This window comes from Bernardetia sp., from assembly GCF_020630935.1.
Taxonomy (GTDB): domain Bacteria; phylum Bacteroidota; class Bacteroidia; order Cytophagales; family Bernardetiaceae; genus Bernardetia.
Genome location: NZ_JAHDIG010000043.1, coordinates 19356 through 40748, shown reverse-complemented (window position 1 = coordinate 40748; position 21393 = coordinate 19356). Strand labels below are relative to the sequence as shown.

Annotated in this window: 17 protein-coding genes; 2 read left to right on the top strand and 15 right to left on the bottom strand. The window is 33.3% G+C overall.

Features of this window, described 5'->3' with window-relative positions:
* Positions 1–106: 106 nt before the first annotated feature.
* The 14 genes from QZ659_RS12840 to QZ659_RS12775 all read right to left on the bottom strand — a co-directional run bounded on the left by QZ659_RS12840 (position 107) and on the right by QZ659_RS12775 (position 17158).
* On the bottom strand, positions 107–574 hold the full coding sequence (locus QZ659_RS12840; RefSeq protein ID WP_291726225.1) for a DinB family protein: 468 nt from the start codon (positions 572–574) through the stop codon (positions 107–109).
* 132 nt (positions 575–706) lie between these two features.
* Positions 707–2941 (bottom strand): S9 family peptidase, encoded by a 2235-nt coding sequence (locus QZ659_RS12835; protein WP_291726224.1) that lies wholly within the window; start codon positions 2939–2941, stop codon positions 707–709.
* A gap of 687 nt (positions 2942–3628) precedes the next feature.
* Positions 3629–4873 (bottom strand): bifunctional 3,4-dihydroxy-2-butanone-4-phosphate synthase/GTP cyclohydrolase II, encoded by a 1245-nt coding sequence (locus tag QZ659_RS12830; RefSeq protein WP_291726223.1) that lies wholly within the window; start codon positions 4871–4873, stop codon positions 3629–3631.
* Between the two features lie 53 nt (positions 4874–4926).
* Positions 4927–5481: a hypothetical protein gene (locus QZ659_RS12825; protein WP_291726222.1), complete on the bottom strand. Its 555-nt coding sequence runs from the start codon at positions 5479–5481 to the stop codon at positions 4927–4929.
* Positions 5482–5560: 79 nt separating this feature from the next.
* A complete protein-coding gene (locus tag QZ659_RS12820; RefSeq protein ID WP_291726221.1) occupies positions 5561–6253 on the bottom strand; it encodes a potassium channel family protein in 693 nt (230 codons plus the stop codon).
* A 56-nt stretch (positions 6254–6309) separates the two neighbouring features.
* A complete protein-coding gene (udk, locus tag QZ659_RS12815) occupies positions 6310–6942 on the bottom strand; it encodes a uridine kinase (RefSeq protein ID WP_291726220.1) in 633 nt (210 codons plus the stop codon).
* Between the two features lie 111 nt (positions 6943–7053).
* Positions 7054–8973, bottom strand: a complete 1920-nt coding sequence (locus QZ659_RS12810; RefSeq protein ID WP_291726219.1) for an LTA synthase family protein — start codon at positions 8971–8973, stop codon at positions 7054–7056.
* Positions 8974–9189: 216 nt separating this feature from the next.
* Positions 9190–10059 carry a universal stress protein gene (locus QZ659_RS12805; protein ID WP_291726218.1) on the bottom strand — a complete coding sequence of 290 codons (870 nt, stop codon included), beginning with the start codon at positions 10057–10059 and terminating at the stop codon, positions 9190–9192.
* 149 nt (positions 10060–10208) lie between these two features.
* Positions 10209–10838 (bottom strand): hypothetical protein, encoded by a 630-nt coding sequence (locus QZ659_RS12800; protein ID WP_291726217.1) that lies wholly within the window; start codon positions 10836–10838, stop codon positions 10209–10211.
* A 72-nt stretch (positions 10839–10910) separates the two neighbouring features.
* Positions 10911–12314, bottom strand: a complete 1404-nt coding sequence (gene lpdA / locus QZ659_RS12795; protein WP_291726216.1) for a dihydrolipoyl dehydrogenase — start codon at positions 12312–12314, stop codon at positions 10911–10913.
* 287 nt (positions 12315–12601) lie between these two features.
* Positions 12602–12910 (bottom strand): hypothetical protein, encoded by a 309-nt coding sequence (locus tag QZ659_RS12790; RefSeq protein ID WP_291726215.1) that lies wholly within the window; start codon positions 12908–12910, stop codon positions 12602–12604.
* A 309-nt stretch (positions 12911–13219) separates the two neighbouring features.
* Entirely contained in the window at positions 13220–13669 is a 450-nt protein-coding gene (locus tag QZ659_RS12785; RefSeq protein ID WP_291726214.1) for a hypothetical protein, read from the bottom strand.
* Positions 13670–13674: 5 nt separating this feature from the next.
* Positions 13675–15591 carry a GAF domain-containing protein gene (locus tag QZ659_RS12780; protein WP_291726213.1) on the bottom strand — a complete coding sequence of 639 codons (1917 nt, stop codon included), beginning with the start codon at positions 15589–15591 and terminating at the stop codon, positions 13675–13677.
* A gap of 157 nt (positions 15592–15748) precedes the next feature.
* Complete coding sequence (locus QZ659_RS12775) at positions 15749–17158, bottom strand: amidase (RefSeq protein WP_291726212.1); 1410 nt, start codon at positions 17156–17158, stop codon at positions 15749–15751.
* Between the two features lie 305 nt (positions 17159–17463).
* On the opposite strand from QZ659_RS12775, the gene QZ659_RS12770 reads away from it, so the two are divergent.
* Positions 17464–18036 carry a hypothetical protein gene (locus QZ659_RS12770; protein ID WP_291726211.1) on the top strand — a complete coding sequence of 191 codons (573 nt, stop codon included), beginning with the start codon at positions 17464–17466 and terminating at the stop codon, positions 18034–18036.
* Positions 18037–18053: 17 nt separating this feature from the next.
* On the opposite strand, the gene QZ659_RS12765 is transcribed toward QZ659_RS12770, so the two are convergent.
* On the bottom strand, positions 18054–18350 hold the full coding sequence (locus QZ659_RS12765) for a hypothetical protein (RefSeq protein WP_291726210.1): 297 nt from the start codon (positions 18348–18350) through the stop codon (positions 18054–18056).
* Positions 18351–19404: 1054 nt separating this feature from the next.
* Between QZ659_RS12765 and dnaA the strand changes: the two genes are divergently transcribed.
* Positions 19405–21252, top strand: a complete 1848-nt coding sequence (gene dnaA / locus QZ659_RS12760; protein ID WP_291726209.1) for a chromosomal replication initiator protein DnaA — start codon at positions 19405–19407, stop codon at positions 21250–21252.
* Positions 21253–21393 lie beyond the last annotated feature (141 nt).

Here is a 21393-nt window from a genome sequence, read left to right as displayed (position 1 = left end):
TTAAGAAATAAGTCGCCTTTGTTATGTATTAGTTTTTGGTCTGCTCTAACGAGACTGACCTAACTTAATGATGTTTTATAATCAGCTAATAGAAGTGCAATTATTTTTATTTTAAAGCCTTTCTCAAAGCTAAAGCATAGCCATAATGCACACCTTCGTGTGTGTTGTTGAAGTGAATAGCATCTTCAATATTTCTCAACGTATAATTATAGCTTGTTGGATATTCTGTAAAAGAATCAAACATTGTTTTGTTCTCTGAATAATCTTTTTCAAATTTATCAATCAAATCAAAGGCTAGTTTTTTGAGTTCATCTACTTCGTCTTGATTTGCATCAGTTTCTGGTTTTGTTCCCTTTCTGTATTTGTTTACTAGCTCATCACTAATGTACATTTTATTTCCAGAGAGTTTGTAAAAAAGAAGTTGCTGCGTAACGATAAGATGCCCAAAATTCCAAATTAGGTTATTAGAAAATCCTTTTGGAATGTAATTGAGTTGTTCTAATGAAAATTCATTGAGTAGGCTTAAAAAATTTTGGCGTGTGGTTTTTAAAAGAGAAAGAGATTGAGAAAGCATATTTTTTATGTTGGAGGGATAAGTCTTTAAAGGTTATTAGAAATTATAAAATAAGTTTTGCTAAGTTACAAAAAATCAAACCCTCTCCTCAATTAAAATAATCAAGAAGAGGTTTTGTAATTCAAACTACTATTATTTCTTCAAATGCTTGGCAAAGAAGCCCATCATTGCTTGGTAGAGTTCGATTCTGTTTTCTTCGTGTCCGAAACCGTGTCCCTCATTATATTTTACCATATAAGGAACATCAAATCCTTTATCTCTTAGGTTTTTTACGATTTGGTCAGATTCATCAATATTTACCCTTGGGTCATTCGCTCCTTGAACAACAAACAAAGGCTTTGTAATTTTATCTACATTTAGGGCAGGTGAAACAGCTTTCATAATCTCAATATCTTCTGGGTCATTTTCATCATACCATTGCTCATAGACTTGTCCTAAAAATGGCTTCCAATACGCAGGGAAAGATTTAAAGAACGTAAATAGATTGGAAACGCCTACGTAATCCACTCCACAAGTATATAAATCTGGTGTTTTGACCAAACTTCCCAATGTTGCCAAACCTCCATAACTTCCTCCATAGATAGCAATTTTATCTTCATCAATCATATCCAAAGACTTGACATACTCCACAGCATCCTCCAAATCGTCTAGCATTTTTCTTCCGATTTGATTGTTTCCTGCCAAATAAAATTCTTTTCCATATCCACCAGAACCTCTATAATTTACTTGAAGTGTTGCATAACCTCTACTTGCAAAAAGTTGTGTTTCTGGGTTGAAACCCCAATAATCTCTAGGACCGTAAGGACCTCCGTGAGGATTTACGATAAGTGGCACTTTTTCGCCCTTTTTCGCCTCATTTGGAATGGTAAGATAGCCATACATAATTAGTCCATCTCTTGTTTTGAACTTGATAGGACGCATCTCTGCCATATCTTCTGGGTTGAGCGAAGGCATTAGATTAAAGATTTCTTTGAAAGAATCTTTTTTAACGTCATACAAATAATATACGCCGTACAACTTATCACTTCCTACGTAGAGCAAATATTTATCTTCCTCATCTGTTGTACTTGTGATATTAAATTCTTTATCCCCAAACTGCTTAGTGAATTTTTCATGCAGTTTTTTGTAGGTTTTACTTACTGGAGTGATAGAAGATTTTTCTCCTGTGTAATAGAAGTAATCAATCTCATAATCTCTTTTGCGTGAACGGCTCATTCCACCTACATCAAATGTATCATTGCTATACACTTTATCAATGATTTTTTTCTCTTTGAAATCATAGAGGATAATTTCATCTGTATTGCTTTCTATATTTGAGCGTACAAAAGCATCATGAGGATTCTCTGTTGCGTAGTTGAAGTCAATGATAGAAAAATTATCTTTCCAAGTAGTCTTGATGATTTCCTCAAAGTCTTTTCCTTCTTCAACTTGATAGTAGAGGACATACTCTGTTCCGTTTTGCTGCTTTGTATAAGCTCTTAGTTTACCATCTTTATCAAAGTTGTAACCACTAATCGGATTTTGAGCATCTTTATTTTCAAATAATTTCTCTAATTCGCCATTAATGATATTGATTTTGTAAGGCTCAAAAATTTGAGGATTATCTTTATTCATTTGAATAATCATATAATCTTCTTGTTCCTTCAAAGGATTCAAAATTCCTACTTTTACTCCATCAAAAGGCGTAAGCTCTTTTTGATTTTTTCCATCAATATCTACAGCAAACAAATGGTAGTTTTCATCTCCACCTTTGTCCTGTACATAAATGATTCTGTTATCGTTTGCCCAGCCGTAACCTCTAATTAAATCTTCGCCTTCTTCAACAATACGTGTAATTTTATCTGTCTGAGTATTTTTGACATACACGTGTCTTTTGCCTTTATTATCTTTTTCTTGATAAGATAAATACAAACCATTTGGTGAGAATTTAAAAGAACTCTGTGCTGGCTTTTTGAAATAATCTTCAACAGAATACTTGTAGGTTTGAGTTTCTAGTGCTGCTAGTTTTTGCAGCTCTTCCTCTGACGAAACTAGCTTTGGATTACCTGGAATTGTTTTTTCAGTTTTTTCAAGAACAAGTGGAAGTTCCATTCCTCCTTGATAGAACGTACCTGTAACTTTTTCGTCTGCATAGTTTCCTACATACTTGATTCCACCTTTCTTAAACTCTATCGTCAGTTGATTGTCTTCAAGAGTCGTTTCATCCATAGGAATGTCAGTAGCTCCCTGTGATGGACTGTCCATAGTGCTACTTAAAGCTCCATCTTCGTTTTTAAGGTTAAAAATCAAGGGAAGTTCAGTGCCTTGTACTGTAATGTTACCTTTCCAAGAACCTGTTAGGTCTTGTGCTTTTAGTGTTTGAGTCATACAAAAAAGAATAATAAATACGCTTAACGCTTTTCTCATTAGTGTAGTTAATTTGATAAAAATTTAAAGGATTATAAAATAAAAATAGAACTGTTATAAGTTCTATTCTTATCTGTACCAAAGAGAATAAATTTCTCTAAAGCTATCTTGATTAGATATGCGACATTAGTAACATACCACTTACATAAATTACAAACCCTAATTTTTCTTTCAATTTTTTAACTAAACTAGAGGAAATAGATGATGACGTGCTTTTTGTCTTGTATTATGATGAAATTACTTGTCTTTGTTCAAAAAGTAGTAATTCAATGCCCATAATATACACATAGTAACATTCATATTTAAGAATATCATATCGAAATCTATTGTAGATTCAAAGATAAAAAACGCTATAAAACAGAATATAGGTAAATACAAAGGAAGAAAAAATATCATTCGTCTCTTGTATTTTTCATTAGCAATTTTTTTTCTCAAAAGAAAATAAGAACTGCTTCCTAAAATTAAATATAGAATATGAATAAGAAAGGTAGGTACTACTAAAAATATAAAATTGGCTTGTTTTGATTCTAAGCTATTTGAATCTTTAAATGCAAGTAAATTGCTTATTAGCAGACTAATTCCAACAGAAACAAAGTGTCCTGTAAAGATTTCTTTTCCCTTGTATTTTCTTACTTTCTGTTTCTTCATTTACTTCCCCTTCAAAATATTATGCCCTAGCTTATCTCTTTTTGTTGTGAGATATTTTTCATTGTGCGGGTTAGTTTTTATTTCGATAGCTACATTATCAACGATTTCTAAGCCGTAGCCAATCAATCCAACACGCTTTCTAGGATTGTTTGAGATGAGTTTGATTTTACTTACGCCTAAATCTCTCAAAATCTGCGCTCCTACTCCATAATCTCTAGCATCCATATTGAAACCTAATTTTTCATTAGCTTCTACGGTGTCATAACCTTGTTCTTGTAGTTTATAGGCTTTGAGCTTATTGATAAGTCCGATACCTCTTCCTTCTTGATTCATATACAAAACGATTCCCTTTCCTTCTTGCTCTACAAATTTCATCGCTTGCTGGAGCTGGTCGCCACAATCACAGCGCAACGAACCCAAAATATCACCTGTTACACAAGAAGAATGAACACGTACTAAAATTGGCTCATCTTTTTCCCACTCTCCTTTTACAAGAGCCATGTGATGGTCTCCTGTATCTTTTTGTGTATAGGCATGAAGCTGAAAATCTCCCCATTTAGTAGGCATTTTTACATCCACTTCTTTCTTTATCAAAGATTCGTTTGCAAGACGATACTGAATCAAGTCTTTAATAGTAATGAGTTTCATATCAAACTTATCTGCCACTTCTCTAAGTTTTGGAAGGCGAGCCATAGAACCATCATCGTCCATTACTTCTATCAATACTCCAACAGGCTTAAAACCAGCCATTCTTGACAAATCTACGGCAGCTTCGGTGTGTCCTGCACGGCGCAAAACGCCTCCTTCTCTTGCTTTGAGTGGATTGATATGCCCTGGTCTGCCAAAATCTTCTGGCTTCATTGTTGGGTCAGTGAGAGCTTTGATAGTTGCTGCACGGTCGTATGTAGAAACTCCTGTCGTACAGCCGTGTCCGAGTAAATCAACTGTTACTGTGAAAGCAGTTTGTTTGGGGTCAGTGTTTTTGCCTACCATTAAGTTTAGACCTATTTCATCGCAACGCTCTTGTGTAAGTGCCGTACAAAGTACACCACGAGCTTCTTTCAAGACAAAATTTACCATTTCTGGTGTAATACATTCAGCAGCACATATAAAGTCCCCCTCATTTTCTCTATCTTCATCATCTACTACAATGACAAATTTCCCAGCTTTGAGGTCGGCAATCGCTTCTTCGATAGTGTCTAATTTGATGTCTGAATAATTTGATGGCGTATTTTGATTTTTCATAGCAAGTTTTTAAAGAAGTGATGGTAGAAATTAGTAGTTGTCTTTGAAATAAACTATCCGAACCTAGATTTTTTTTCTTTTTTAAAAGAACGAATAATTTCCTTTTGACTTAATATAATACTCCAAACTCCTCCCAGCTTTTGACTTTCTGTGTCAAAATTTGGATAGGAATAAAGTATTTTTTCTTTACCGTGAAGAATTTGTAAATTTTCTTGATACAGAGTTGGGTCAGTAATGTTTTGATAGGCTTTAAAGATTTGTTTTTCCTTTTCGTATTCTGCTTCTGAAGCTGTCTTTCTGTACGCTATTTTTTCTATTAGTTCGGCTTGTGTACTGTCTAGCCCTATCAACTGGAAAAGTTCTTGTTGTTTTGAGGGATTATTTTCTAAAAATGAGATAATCTCTACTTTTTTTGATTCTATTTTCTTGTAAATTTCTTGTGCTTTTGGGGTAGCTTCCTCCAATATTTTTCCTTCGCTTACTTTAGTGATGGTTACGTTGTCTTTCAACTCATAAAATTCTTCTTTCGTAACGGCTCGTTGGTCTGTAAAAGCATCACAACTTTGTAGGAATAATAAAATGGCAAATAATGGGAGATAAGATTTCATAAATTCAATTACGATAACTAAATGTAATTTGATAAATAAAATGTAGAGATAAGCTCATTTGAAATTTACTGGTAACTGACTACCTGTTTAGCTCTACAAATTTCTCTACATCGTTAGATTTTCCAAGTACAATCAAAACATCTGACTGCTCAATGGCAATATCTTCTGTTGGTCTATTAATCAAATGTTCAGCAAATTGTTTGCGTCCGTCGTGATACTCTTCATACACTCGCTTGATAGTAATTAAATCTAGTGCATAATTATCTGAAAAACGAACTTGTCCTACTTTTTTGTTTACGATTCTTCGTGGTGCTTGAATTTCTACAATAGAATAATTGTCTGGCAAAGGCAAAAATGCCTTCATGTTCGGATTCAATAACTTTTCAGCCACTAACTTTCCTACCTCATCTTCTGGAGAAAGAATCTCTTTTACACCTAGTTTTTCCAAAATCAGACGCTGCTGGTCTGCCATCGCACGAGCAATAATACGCTTTACATTCAGTTCTAAAAGCTGAACAGTTGTGAGCAAAAGTCCTTCAATATTTTCTCCAATTGCTACCAAAACAGCATCCATATCAGCTACATTTTGAGAGCTAAGAGCTTTTATATCTGTTGCATCTAATGCCACAGCATACGCCACATCATCTTTTATAGATTCTACTCGCTCAATATCTCTATCAATGGCAAGCACTTCTGCACCTCTGGCAGCCAAATTTCGTGCTACTGCATAACCAAAATGTCCGAGTCCGATAACTGCAAATTTATCTGCCATTTAGTTGTTTTGATTTTTAACAAATGATAAAAAAAGTCTATGATGCTCTCTAAAAACTAAGACTTAGAATGAATGGGTAATTTCTTTTTCAAATGATTGATAACTACTTCTAGTGCAATATCGCAATTATGATTATTAGGAACAATAATATCTGTATTTTCTTTATAAGGACGAACATAACGCTCATAAGCAGGAGAAACATGCATCACATATCTATAAAGAACATCTTCTAAATCATAACCACGCTCTTTGTTGTCTCTCATGATGCGTCGTTTTATCTTTACTGGGTCAGTTGCTTCTACAAACAATTTCAAATCCAATAAATCAGAAATGGTCTTATGATAAAACACGAAAAGCCCTTCTACAATTATGATGGGCTTTGGTTCAAAGATTAACTGTTTAGGAACAACATTAGGGTTGTTGAACGTATATTCTTCCTTATGTATTGTTTTCCCTTCGCAAAGCGCTTTAATATCTGCACTAAATTGCTTGTGGTCAATAGATTGAGGCATATCAAAGTTAGATATTCCATTTTCATCTATTGGTTGTTCTTCCCTAGGACGATAATAATTATCTTGTGAAATTAAGCATATATCATTAGGATTAATGCTCTTCATTAGGCGACTTAAAAAGTAGGTTTTACCAGAACCACTGCCTCCAGTAATACCAACTAAATACGGTTTCTTCATAGCTTGCAAAGGTACAGATTTTTAAGATATTTGTAAAGATAGCACATACAGATATTAGAAAATAGAGCGACAAAAAATAATATTCTTTTTGTCTTTGCCTTATTATCTCTTTTACTTACTCGCATAATCTTCTAAGAGAGCCTGTAAATAACTTTTAGCATAAGGCAGCTGCTCTAATAGTTCTTCTTTTTTTACATTATTATCCTTCATTCTGACTTGTGAGGTACTTGTAGTTTCTGTATAGCGCAAAGAACCCTTTGGAGTAATCCAAGTCATTCCTTCATCGTAGCAGTAAAAAGCAAACTGTTTTGAAGATGGATTTAATAAATCTTTGCCCCATCTAAAATCAGTATTATCTATTTCTAATTGTTCTAAAAGTGTTGTGGCAATATCTGTCTGTGAGCCTATTGTAGAATTGCGCTTTGCTAAAAACTCCTCTGAAATAGCATTTCCATAAAAAAGTAATGGTATTCTATATTTTTCTGTTTGGCGAGTGTCTTTATAAAGCTTTGGCAAACGGTGTCCGTGGTCAGCTACAAAAATAAATAAGGTTTGTTCGTACCAAGTTTGTTTTTTTGCTTCTTCCATAAATTTATTTATACTCCAGTCGGCATAATAGGCAGCTTTTCTAAACAGATTCGCTTCTTTCTTATCTTTGTCAGTTTCTGTTTTGACTGCCTCATCGTATGGTGTTGAAATAGGCGTTTCGAAAGGTTCATGACAACTCAGTGTTAGTACAGTAGTAAAAAATGGAGGTTTTTGCTGATTTAAGTCTTGAATAACTTTTTCAAAAACAACATGGTCGTGTGCTCCCCACTTTGAATTTTTGTCTTTTTCTTCAAACTGATTTTGGTCTATAATCTCATCAAAACCTGCATGATGCCAGTAGGCTTTAAAATTTGCATATTCTGATTCTCCACCATAATATACAGAGGTAGAATATCCTTTATTTTTAAATACAGAAGGCAGAACAGGTAGTTTTTCAAATTTTTGAGGTTCTTTGATAATAGAAGAATTCATTTGGGCAGGATAACCACTCAAAACACCTACAACTCCTTTATCTGTTCGGTCAGCCGTAGAATAAATATTGTCAAACAAGAGTCCTTCTTGTGTCATCTTAGAAAAATGAGGAGCAATATCTTTTTCTCCTCCTAAAGTTTCGACAACATCAGAAGTATAACTCTCCAAAATAACTAATACTACATTTGGACGAGTATAACGCAATATTTTTTGTTGTTCTTTAGGGTTAGATGTATAAACTTTTTTAAGATTTTGTTCTACTTTCTCTTGTTCAAAATATTTAACTCCAGCTTGTTTTTTTGCTTTATTAGCTTTTAAAATACTAAACAATAAGTTCCAAGAAGTATTGGTAGCCAAGTGGTTCAAAGGAGTATGAACAGAATAATAGGCTGAACTTTGGTTGATAGGAGCTAGTCCTAAGCTACCACGAATAGCCAAAAATGTAAGGGCAGCAGCAAGCAGACTGACCAAGCCATAAAAAATAGGGTGGGTTATTTTTTTCTTGAAATTAAATGATACAAATTCTTTAGTGTTTTCTATTCCTATCTTAGTGATAAACTTATATAAAAAAATACCAAAACTAATGAGACTGATTTCTAGTAAAAAAGAAAGTATAAGTTGAGAAACTGTTATAGAAGCCATCATTTGAGTAGGATAGAACAAAAAAGATAAAGCATAAGCATTGAGTTTGTAGCCCCACTCGTGGTACAGCAATGTATCTGTAACACTAATGATTCCTATTAGGATGATAAAAAAATAATTTAATCTATTTATAAACTTAACAGAAAAGATATAACCAATTAATAAAAGGGTTGGAATCGCAATAAGATAACCAGCCGTTGATAAATCTAAATGAATAGCTTCCCAAAAGCCTTGTAATTGCTCTGAAAGTGGATATTCACTAAAAAATGAATAGTTATAGCTATAAAATACCACACGATGAAGAGCAAAGTAGAGTAACCAAAATATCCAAAGACGTAGCCAAAATAATAGACGATTGTTTTGTAGCATAACTAATTGTAAGACAAGTAAATAAGAATGTGTTTTGACTGCAAAAATACAAAATCTTAAATGTATTGTTAAAAAAATGTTACGCTAAGAATCGTTAAATGAATAAGTAATTTTACTCAAAAAAAGAAGACAATGCTTTTATTTTGAATATACTCCAAAAACAAAAACACTGTCTTGCAATAAATACATTTTACCAAAAATAAATTTTTATAAAAATTAGTCTTGACGGAATACAAAAACAGGAATTTCGGAATGGTTGGCTACATTTTCAGCAATACTTCCCATCATAAACCTAGAAAAACCTTTTCTTCCGTGTGTTCCTAGCATAATCATATCAGCCTTTTTTTCTTCTGCAAAAGTTAGGATGCCTTCTTCTTCAGTGTAATAATTAAAAATATTGGTTGTATAATCTTCTTTTTCCATCTCCAAATCTTTCACAAAATCATCAATTCTTTTTTGAGTAGTAGGAGATGCTTCAAAAGTGCTTGGTGTAACGATATTTAACATGTGTATCGTACTTCCATAGAGCGTTTTGAAAAGTGGAAAAAGCCTAGCCGCTTCTCCTCCCATTTCTGAAAAATCAGAAGCAAAAACTATATTTCTAGGATTAAATTCAGCCTCGTCATCCTTAATTACCAATACAGGACAACTTGCATTTCTGATAACCTTTTGTGTATTTGAACCAATAAAAACTTCACCCAAGCCAGACGCTCCACTAGACCCCATTACTATCAAATCTACATCTGTTTCTTCTACTACTTTATAAATTTGGCGATGCACTCTATCAAACACTACCTTTTCTACAAAAGTAATTTTTGGATATTTTTCTCTTGCCTCACGAAGTTGTCTTTTAGTTTCCTTCATTGTCAAAAGAATTAGAGGCATATCCTGTTCAGAACCTCCTTGATGGTCTCCAAAAGTATCTAAAGCTCGGCGATATTCAGGCTGTTGTGATTCAGGAACATCAATGATATGTAAAAGTGTAATTTTGCTATCAAATTGTGTTGCCACATCAACAGCAGCAGCTAAGGCAGCATTGGCACGAGGAGAAAAATCAATAGGAACGAGAATATTTTTGAAAGACATAAGTATGTATTTTTTTAGTGTAAATTTGAAAAAACTAAGATAGAAAATTTATCTGTTTGTTTAATTTATTTAACGTAAAATTAACCCTTTAGATACGCTGATTTGTATGATTCTTATCGTATTGCTTTATGATTTTTATTAGGTTTTTGTTAATACCTACCAAACTTCTTTTTACGTTTTTTTAGCCACCCTCGTCTTTCCCATTCTTTAATGACATTTTCAAAGGCATCAGAACTTTTAAAACACTCTAAATCTCGTGGAGAAGTTGTAGCAATTTTATTACAACCAAAACAGATTTTCATTGCGAAAAATGGGTTTCCATCTTTAAAAAAAATCACTATTTCTCTGAAAATGGGAAGACACATAACTTGTTCATACTCTTCACAATTTGTTTCAAAAAATAACGAAGTAAATCGTTTTATTTCACCAGAATCTATGATAGAATATTGTTTTTCGTAATGACTTACATATTCTTGATAATTGTTCAAATCAAATTCATAAGACATAATCAAATCATTTCGCCTTTCTTTGTACTCTTGAAATTCTAACCATTTTTGAGAGATTAGTTTGCTTTTTTTCTTTTTTGAAAGTCTTTTTTTAGGGGGATTAAAAACAAAATCATCATTGTCTAAAATTTCTAGTGTATCCGTAGAAAGCACAACAATAGAATCCACTTCTGATTGAGGAAGATAGTTTTCCCAAACAAAAACAGAATCTGATTGAGCAAAGGCTAAATTATTGAAAACTAGAAAAGCAAAGAGTAAAATGTATTTTTTCATAATAGCGTAAAAAAGAGTAGGTCAAAGGCATGCCTTTGACCTACAAGAAAATTAATGATTAACCAAATTACGTTATATATGAACAGCACGGTTTTCAGTAGCTGCTAGGCAGGCTTCTTTTACAGCTTCCATATATGTTGGGTGAGCATGGCTTTGTCTTGCAACATCTTCAGCTGATGCTCTAAATTCCATTGCCGTTACACCAGTCGCAATCATATCGGCTGCTCTTGCTCCAATGATATGCATTCCCAAAATTTCATCTGTTTTTTCGTCTGCCAAAACTTTTACTAAGCCGTCTGTGTCCATTGAAGCTCTTGCTCTACCAAGTGCCATAAATGGAAACGAACCTACTTTGTATTTTCTACCAGATTCTTTGAGCTGCTCCTCTGTGTAGCCCACACTCGCCACTTCTGGCCATGTATAAACTACCCCCGGAATTAGGAGATAATTGATATGAGGTTTTTGTCCTGCCATAAGTTCGGCAACCATTACACCTTCTTCTTCTGCTTTGTGTGCGAGCATTGCACCACGAACCACATCGCCAATTGCATAAACACCTTTTACGCTTGTTTCCAAATGGTCGTTTACTTCGATAGTTCCTCTTTTGTCTGTCTTGATACCAATATTTTCTAAACCTAAGCCTTCTGTATAAGGACTACGACCAACTGCCAACAAACAATAATCTGCTCTAAACTCTACTTCTTTACCTTTTTTATCAGTTGCTTTGATGACTACTTCATCGCCATCTTGTTTTGCTTCTTCTACTTTATGTTGTAAAAAGAATTTCATTTTGAGTGTTTTTTTACTCACTCTTTCTAATTCTTTCCCCATTGTGCTGTCCATTGAGCCCAAAATAGAAGGCATAAACTCCACTACAGAAACTTCTGTTCCCAAGCGAGCATATACAGAACCGAGTTCCATTCCGATAACGCCACCACCAATAACAATCATTTTCTTGGGAACTTCTTTAAGCTCTAAGGCTTCTGTTGAAGTAATGAAACGCTTTTTATCGTAAGGGAAGAATGGGAAAATAGTGGGCTTCGAACCTGTAGCGATAATTACCTTATCCGTTTCTATTTTGGTTTCTTTGCCGTCTTCTGCTGTGATTTTGATATTATTCTTATCAATAAAAGAACCTACTCCTTGATGTACATCAATTTTGTTTTTCTTCATCAAAAAAGAAACTCCATCACATGTTTTGCTTACTACATCACGCTTACGATTAATCATTTGCTCAAAATCTACTTTTGGTGCATTGATTTCAATTCCGTGTTCTTTGAAGTGTTTTTGTGCGTTGTGGTAATGTTCAGAAGAGTCTAAAAGAGCCTTTGAAGGAATACAGCCTACATTTAGGCACGTTCCACCAAGTGTACTATATTTTTCTATGATTGCAGTTTTGAGTCCTAACTGTGCTGCACGAATGGCTGCTACATAGCCACCCGGTCCCGAACCAATAACTGTTACGTCGTATTTCATCTATAAAAATGGATTAAAAATGAGTTTTGATTATCTGACTTTATACGTATGTAAAATTAATTGGTTTTTGTGAGTTATTCAAGTATTGACTCAATTACGAATTTATCAATTAAAAATTACGAATGAAAAGCCAACTTATTTCATTTCTTTTTTTTGAATAAATTTTAAGACCTAAAAGCGAGTAAAGCTAATGTAGTTATATAATTGTCGGTACTGACCTATCGGTCTGACCTTGGTTCTATTAGGTCAGTCTCGCTAGAGCAGACCTTAAACTATTCTTGTAAAATTTAAAACTCATTATTATAAGGTTTTTCTACTCCCAAAATTTCTAATAGAGAATCATTTTCTATATCAACTCTTCCCACTTTTTTTTCTCCTAAATACACCCAAAACTCTCTTGGTCTTTTTGAATCTTGATATAAATTTAGAATAGTTGTATCTAAATGAGAAATGATACTTACTGTTCTTTTGTTTGTTGTTGAAGAGTGATGATAAGCTATTTTTCTAAGCGTTTGCATACCACTTATAAATAGTAATTTAGAAGGTTTGTCTAGTTTCTTTTCATTTATCAGTATAATTATGTCTTGTGCTTGCAACTTATTTAACGTGAACTCGGAATTATATTTATTGATTATCAATGAGTTATGATATTCTTTTAAACTTCGGTACTGCCCTTTGGGCTGACCTTAATTAAAAATAGGTCAGCCTCGTTAGAGCAGACCGAAAATAGTTTCTGTAGTGTATAGAGAAGCATTTAAGATTGGTTTTTAATCCCGAGTTCACATTATTTACTATATCATTTCTAAGCTTTTTCTTAATATAATCGTGTACTTTTTCTGATAAAAAAGAGTATCCAAAAAATATTAATGCGAAGGCAAATGCGACTATTTTATTTCTATTCATAACTATACTAAGTTGTCTACAATTCCATCCAAAATCTTTTCAAACTCGTCGTATTGGTTTATCTTAGTTATGTGGGAGTAATGTTCTGTTTCTGTTTTGATTTCTATGATTAGCCTGTTTATTTCTCTATGACATTTTGTTTTCAGTTTGATAAAATCTTTATCGTCTTCTAATAATGTGTTGTTAGACTCTATGTCTGTAATTCCTTGTAATACCCCCTTAGCCATCATAACTTTACTAAAGCCAAATATTATTGTCTCCTCAGAACTACGTCCTTTTCCCCAATTTTTTGTCAGAAGTACGTCATAATGAGAAAAACTAATGTAAAACACTTTATCACAGCCTTTAGACTTTAACCACTTTATAGTTGGTTCAATGTGATGGTTTCTTTCATTCTTTTCAGCTATTTCCAAAGCCTTTTCCCAAGATTCTTTTTTAGAGGTATAAAACATAGCTCTTAATTTAAAGACGATGCTGCTTTGGTTTCTTTCTCAAATTCTTTTTCAGCAGGAATATTGGCTAGTCCTATCATAAAGAGAATTTCTTTGTTTACTTCTAAACGAGTAACATTTGCCAAAATGGAAATTTGTTTTTTACTTCTTGTAGTTGCTGAATAGACGTGATACATCACTTTTTCGCTATCTCTTTTGGCGTGCTTGTTTAGTCCACGCAAATCTGGAACAAACTTGCTAATTGGGTTTCCTAATAGTTCTTCCTTGCTAAACTCTAAAAGCTGTGTAAAAGAATAATTGATTCTCAATATTCTACCAGAAGGATCGACGAAAGCAAAGGCTTGATTATTATTTTCAAAAATATAGTCTTTTTCATCTACCTGCGATTTAATTTCTATAAGTTGTCTTTCTAGCTCCTCACGAGTAGCCATAAGTTCCTCTGTATTCTGACGAAGCTCTTCTTCTTGTGCGCTCATCTGTTGTGCTGAATATTTACTCTTTTCTAGCAAATTTTTCATTTTTTCAGCATTTGCCACACTAGAAATAGAAGCTGCCAATATTTCTGCTGTTCGCTCTACTAACTTTATCTCTACTTCTGTCAATACTTGGAAAGATGCAATTTCCAACACACCCAATACTTTTTCTTGTGCTGCCAATGGCACAACCAACACACAATTTGGTTTTGCATCTCCCAAACCAGCACTAATTTGAGCATAATCTTTTGGAATATCTGTCATAAAAACTCTCTCTGCATCTTGAAAAACTTCTCCCAAAATACCTTCATCGCTTCTAACTTCTTTTTCTATGAACTTTTTACGTCCGTAAGCATAAGCAGACTGCAATACTAATTTTTGACCTTGTTCTGTGGGAAGAAAAATAGCACCTTGTTGAGCATTGACGTATTTTACTAAATTGGTAAGCAACTCATCGCAAAGCACTTGCATATTTTCTGTATGCTTACGAATTACATTTCCCATTTCAACTACTCCTTGATTTTGCCAACTTCTTTCTTGCTCTGTCTTGGCAACTTCCTTCAGACTGATTTTCATTTTATGAAGAGCTTCTCCCAGTTCTGAATCTTCTGGAAAACTATCTATATTTTTTTCAAAATTTCTTTTTCCTACTTCTTGTGCAAAATCTTTTACTTCATCCAATCCTTGCGAAAGCTGACGCAAACAAGCAAGTGTGCCTCCAAACTCATTGGGTGGAATAACAATAGTATCTGGAATCTTTCCTTGAGAAAGAGCTTGTGTGGGTTTGTATATAGATTTTAGTCCATCAACTACTTTACGTAAAGCTCGCCTTCCTAGAAAATATGTTGTTAGCATGATTCCGATAAAGATAGGAATAGCAAAGACATTATTTCTAATAATCTTCTTGTTTAATATTTCTCTAGCTTCAATTTCTTTGTTTTTTTCGTCCAGTATAAAAGCTCCAACAGCTTTGTTGAGTCGTAGCACTAAGCCTATCATGTCCAAACGAAGATAATTTTTTAAAGGGTCTCCTTTTTCAGAAAATTTTCTCAAATGGTCATATTTTTCATTCAGCTCGTTCATAATTGGTTTTATTTCCAAAACAGCTTCAATTTCTCCCTTTGAAAGCGTCTGAACTGAGTCAAAATTAACCTTTGTTTTGTCATAGAAAATATCAATAGCAGTTCGGTAATACATCTCTTCAGCATGAGCAGCAGTGTCGTATTGGGCATACAACTGTAAGAGCATAAACGAATGATTGAGCGAGTTACGAAGTTCACTGGCATGAAACTTCATACTTCTCATTTTATACAAATCTTCGTGTTCTTTAAAAAGAGAATTGCCTCTCCATATTACTAGAGCAAGCGTAAGCCCTATCATTATTATCACTAAAATATATGAAAATTGAAGTGTTCCTGTAAGAGAAGTTAGAGAAAAACGTTTTTGCATTGGGAAAATAAATCCTAAAAATAGTTTTGTTAAAATATACTACAATATACAATATAAATTTAGATTTTGACAATAGATTTAGTTTTAGGTAATCAGGAAGTAAAAAGGGAAAAGAAAACTCTCTTCCCCATTTAAAAACGTTATACTAATTTATTTTCTAAGATAGTTTTGGAGCTTTATATCCACCAAAAATATTTTCTAAATATTTCCCAACAGCAAAACAAATATCTTCTCTAAACATATTTGCTGTAATCTGAACTCCAATTGGCAAACCTTCTTTTGATGTTCCACAGCGAACTACTAAAGTAGGCAAACCAGAAAGATTATGAATTTGTGTATATGCAAAATCACTTATTCTATCGTAGGTTGTTCCGTGTAGAGGTGCAGCACTCTTCGTAACAGGAGAAATAATGACATCAGCATTTTGAAAAACTCCACCCAGTTGTTTGGTAATAATATCCCATTGCATAAGTGCCATTTGGTAGTCGTTCAAAGAAACAATATTTTCTGGCTTGTCCATCTCTTCAAAAAGTTTTTGTAAAATAATTCCATACTCTTTTGTATTAAAGAACTGTTCCAAAGCAAACTTTGTAGGCATACTTCCTCCACCTCCAGAAAAAAGAGTAAACCAAGTAGAAAAAGCCTTTTCTAAAAATATAGGATTTATTTCTTCCACACCTTGTGTATCTTTTCGAAGTGTAGCAATTACATTTTCGATTGTTTTTGAAGTATCTGAATCAATTTCAGGAATTCCTTCATAGCCTGTATAATAAGCTACTTTTAAGTTTTTTACATCTATTTTTTTACTAGATGCTAACGGATAACTGATAGAACGAGGGTCTTGTCCGTCATTTCCAATAATCTGATGATAAGCCAATTCTACATCATCTACATAACGAGCCATAGGGGATGCATACGCTAAAAAACTAATCATTCCATTGGTTTCGGGCAAAATACCTGTTAGGGGGACACGCCCACGAGTAGGTTTTATCCCTACAATACCTGCATAATGAGAAGGAACACGAATACTTCCACCTGCATCTGTGCCAATTCCTAAAGGCGAACCTTGCGCTGCAATCAGAGCTGACTCTCCTCCACTACTTCCCCCAGAAGTACGATTTATATCATAAGGGTTGTTTGTCCTTCCATAAATCAGATTGTCTGTCTCGTAAGCTCCTCCAAACTCTGCCATGTTACTAGCTCCTAGAATAACTGCTCCAGCATCTTCCAGACGCTGTGCAATGGTAGAGTTTTGTTGGTTTATATTTCCTGCTAAACCTTTCAAACCAAATGTAGAAATACCTCCTTTTACCTGTACGTGGTCTTTTAAAGTTACTGGCAGTCCTAAAAGAGGATGATTTTTATACTCTTTTTTGTTTTTATCTAGTTCTTTTGCTCTTTCTTTAGCCTGTTCGTATAAAGGAGCAGCCATCGCATTGAGCTCTGGGTTTATTTTTTCTACTTGAGAAATATGAGATTCTACCACTTCTGAAATAGTAAATTCATTTTTCTTGATACCTTCTATAATTTCATTCGCAGATAGTTCTGTCATGCTTATTGTCTTCATGATTTGAAATAGGATTTTATTATTTTTTTGTCAAAAAATAAATCTATAAAATTCCTATCTATTTACAAACTATCAAGTAGTTTATTTCAAAATAAATCCTTTTTTCACATAAAATCACTAATAATTTTATTCATACAAGTATCATTATAAATAGATTTTACAAATTAAATTTATAAAAATTTGTACTATAAAAAGTTTTTTGTATCTTTATTTAAGTCGTTATGTTTTGGGTATTATTGTGTTATTTTATCAAATTCATTTGAAATTGTAGCTTTTCCTGTTCAATCATCAAAACAACTCTCCTTATGGCAACTATTTTGGAAAAATCAGAGCTCCTACAAAGAATAAAACAAGATTTAGAGCAAACCAATGTAGATATTAGCAATCTAAAGCGCAGTATTGAAAAAGGTAAACTAGCAGAGTTTGAAAAGATTATGCCTCCCACAGATGATGTAAACGTTAGGGTAGCACAGATGTACCGTGTTTTGTCTTTTTATGGAAACAATGGAAATGAAAAGCCTATTTGGAACGAATTAAGGAACTGTTTTACTCCTTCTGCTACCATAATAAACAATACTTTTGGAGAACCTATCCGTTTGTCGGTCGATAGATTTATTAGTTTGTTTCGCTCACAAATTCAACAAAACAATTTTCCCCCTTTTTATATACGTGAACTTAATTATAATGTAGAACAGTTTGGAAATATAGCCCAGCGTTATGGAGGATTTGAAATTTGTTATTACGATAAAAACATAGAAAATAAGAAAGGAATGGCTAGTATTCAACTTTTATTTATTAAGGAAGACTGGAAAATTAGTTCTATGATTTGGCAAGAAGAAACAAGAGATTTTAAAATTCCTTCTCGTTTTGCTCTATAAAATACTGTTTAGTTTTTTTATTTATTAAAATTTTCAGAGGACACTTTATATACAGATTCTAATACTTTGTTTGATGGGTAGTAGTTTGTGATTTTAGGCATTTCTTCCAAACTCTCAAAATCAATCGAAGTACCATCTTCTAATACTATTTTATCTATATAGTCCCACTTCCCAAAGTCAATAAAGACAGTTATTTTCCATCCGTTATTGACATAATAATCTACGTTTCCCGAATACCTGTTTTTAGGTACATTTAAAAAATATAGACTACCATTTTCTATTTGGCTCAGAACCTCATAAATAATATCTTGCATTGCTATTTGATTTTGCAGTAAACTTTTTCTTCAATTTGAAGAAGTTATCTAAGTTAAATATTTTGAGCAATTATTTAAAAACTATTCTTCTATCTTGAAATGAGAGAAATAAAACAGTTAAAGTTATTATATAAGAGCTAAAAACCAAGGTCAGACCAATAGGTCAGTACCGACAATCGTAAAACTACATTAGCTTCGCTCGCTTTTAGGCATCAAACAACCTTAGCTAATAAATTTAGCTTTTTGCTATTTTATTTTTAAATTGCAGGAAGAAAATCATGAATCTGATTGTTTAAAATTTGTTCATTTTTTTCCTAAAACATAATGATTCTTAACAATGTAAAATTCAAATTTGTCCTTGCAAATACGCTGATTATTTTTAATGACTACGAAAAGCAGAGTTAGAAGTAATCTAAATCGAAAATCAAAATTTTTTTCGTCTCACGTAACATTTTGGTAAAGATTAAGTAATACCTAAATCTACACGAACCCTCTAATACTATCATAAACAGCGATTTTTGCTTAAAAACGGTTACATTGCTTTTCAAAGAATGGCGTATTCTCCTATCAAAAACCGATTTTTTTTCTCAATTATTTTCACCAATTTTGTTATCACAATCCACATACCTGGACACATATATACTATTCCTCTCTACTTTTTTAGAGAATACTTGAATTGCTAAAAAAATCATCAATTCTGCTATTTTTTAGAAAAAATGGAAAAACGAGGGTAGTTTTTGCGCCCCCAATTTTTAATAAATTGATTAAATTTTTAGGATTTTGTTTATCTCTAAAAATTTAATTTTTGACAAAGTTGGGTTAAAGAATTTTTGTCTTTATTATCAAATAAAACAAAAATATAGTAGTCGTCTTATCTAGCATTATAGCTACAAATTAGGTTTTGTGGTTAGCTATGATAAAACACAGGAAAAAATAAAGACAGTTTAATGACATATTTGAAAATAAAATAAATGAGGTTTTGAGACTGACAACTTCAAAAAAACTCAAAAGATGGTATTTATGATATGTGGAGATTTAGTTTTTTAATTTAATTATGGTATCACTTTCTCAACAAAATACGGCTATCTCACTTCACCCACACTCAACAAATAGTGGTGGGTATAAAGATTGTCAGACAGTTTGGCAGCAGTGTTTGGAGCTTATCAGGGCAGAAATTCCAGAACAGAGTTTCAAGACTTGGTTTGTTCCTGTAAGACCTTTGCGTCTGCGCCAAAATATTTTGACGATTCAAGTACCAAGCCTCTATTTTTACGAATTTTTAGAAGAGCATTATGTTCTTCTACTCAGAAAAGCGATTATCGAACAGTTAGGCACACATGGAAAGTTGGAGTATTCTCTTCTTCCAGAAAAAAGTCAGCCAGCTATTTTTGATAATTCCTTTGAAAATATTGCAAAATCTAATCAGCAGAGCCAAAACGAGACGATACAAAACGAGAATAATTTTACTTCTTCAACAAAAGAAGAACAGAGTTTAGAAACTCCTTCTATTCAGACCAGTTTGTTTCAAAATCAAGATTCAGTAGAAAAAAATCTGAATCCACAAAAAACACAAGAAACAAACTCTGATATTCCGATAGTGTTAAATGGCAATTCAAACTACCACACAGCGACTTCAAGAAGTCAGCTAAATACTAATTTTACAGAAGAACCTACTCAAAGGATAACAAATAATATACAAGGAAAATATAACGAGAGAGAGCAGAGAGCATTTCAAGAAAATCAGTTTACAAATCCTGCTACACAACAGCAGACAAAACAATCTCATTTTCAAGCTCAAAAACAGTATCAGCAAATTCGTCAGAGACAAGAACAAAGCAATTTTAGTACTCAAAAAGCGAATCAGATACTGCCTCATAATCTCAACCCTAGATATACTTTCGATACTTTTGTAGAAGGTGAATGTAATAGTGTTGCTTTTGCAGCAGGTAGAGCCATTGCCAAAAATCCAGGAAGAACGAGTTTTCACCCTTTAGTTTTGTATGGTGGCGTTGGTTTAGGCAAAACACACCTTGCCCACGCAATTGGTAATAAAATATTAGAACAATACCCTGAAAAGCGTGTAGTTTATGTTTCTGCCGACCAGTTTGCAAATGATTTTGTAGCTTCTGTACGTGAACAGCAAATTACGCAGTTTACGGAACAGTATTATCATTTAGATGTACTGATTGTAGATGATATTCAGTTTTTGTGTGATAAGGTAAAGACACAAGAGAGTTTTTTTCATATCTTCAATCACTTGCATAGTGCTGGAAAACAGATGATAATGACTAGCGACTGTGCGCCTGCTCAAATGAGAGGTTTACAAGAACGATTACTTTCTCGTTTCAAATGGGGAGCTATCCTAGATTTGAAAGTTCCTGATGTGGAAACAAGAAAGGCAATTATTTATACGAAGTTGCAAGGCTATGAAACACAGGTTTCTCAAGATGTAATTGATTTCTTGGCACAAAGCGTAACAACTAATGTTAGAGAATTGGAAGGGGTTATTACTTCTCTTTTGGCAAAGTCTTCACTGGCAGATATGAATATTTCGCTAGATTTGGCTCGCCAAGCTCTTGGAGCAGTTGTGGCACATCAAAATACTTCTCAAGACCTTTCTATTGATGCGATTGAGGAAATTGTAGCAGCTTTTTTTCAAGTTACTTTGGAACAACTTAAAAGTAAGACTAGAAAGAAAGAAATTGCTCTTGCTCGTCAGTTTGCAATGTATCTTACCAAAGAATATACTGATTTGCCTTTAAAAGCTATTGGTTGGCACTTTGGAAAAAGAGACCACAGTACAGTTATTCATGCTTGTAAAGTTGTTCCACTGAAAGTTGAACAAGAAGAATCTTACAAGAAAACGTATGACGAAATCATCAAGCGTATAGAACAGCTTTAATAATTTTAAATTTTAAACGAAAAGTCAATACATTTTTTTATTTGTATTGGCTTTTTTTTATAAATGGTTTGGTCAGTTATGAAATATTTTTGGTCTTAGATGCTCTACTCAAACAAGACTAAAAAAGCACCTTACAAACTC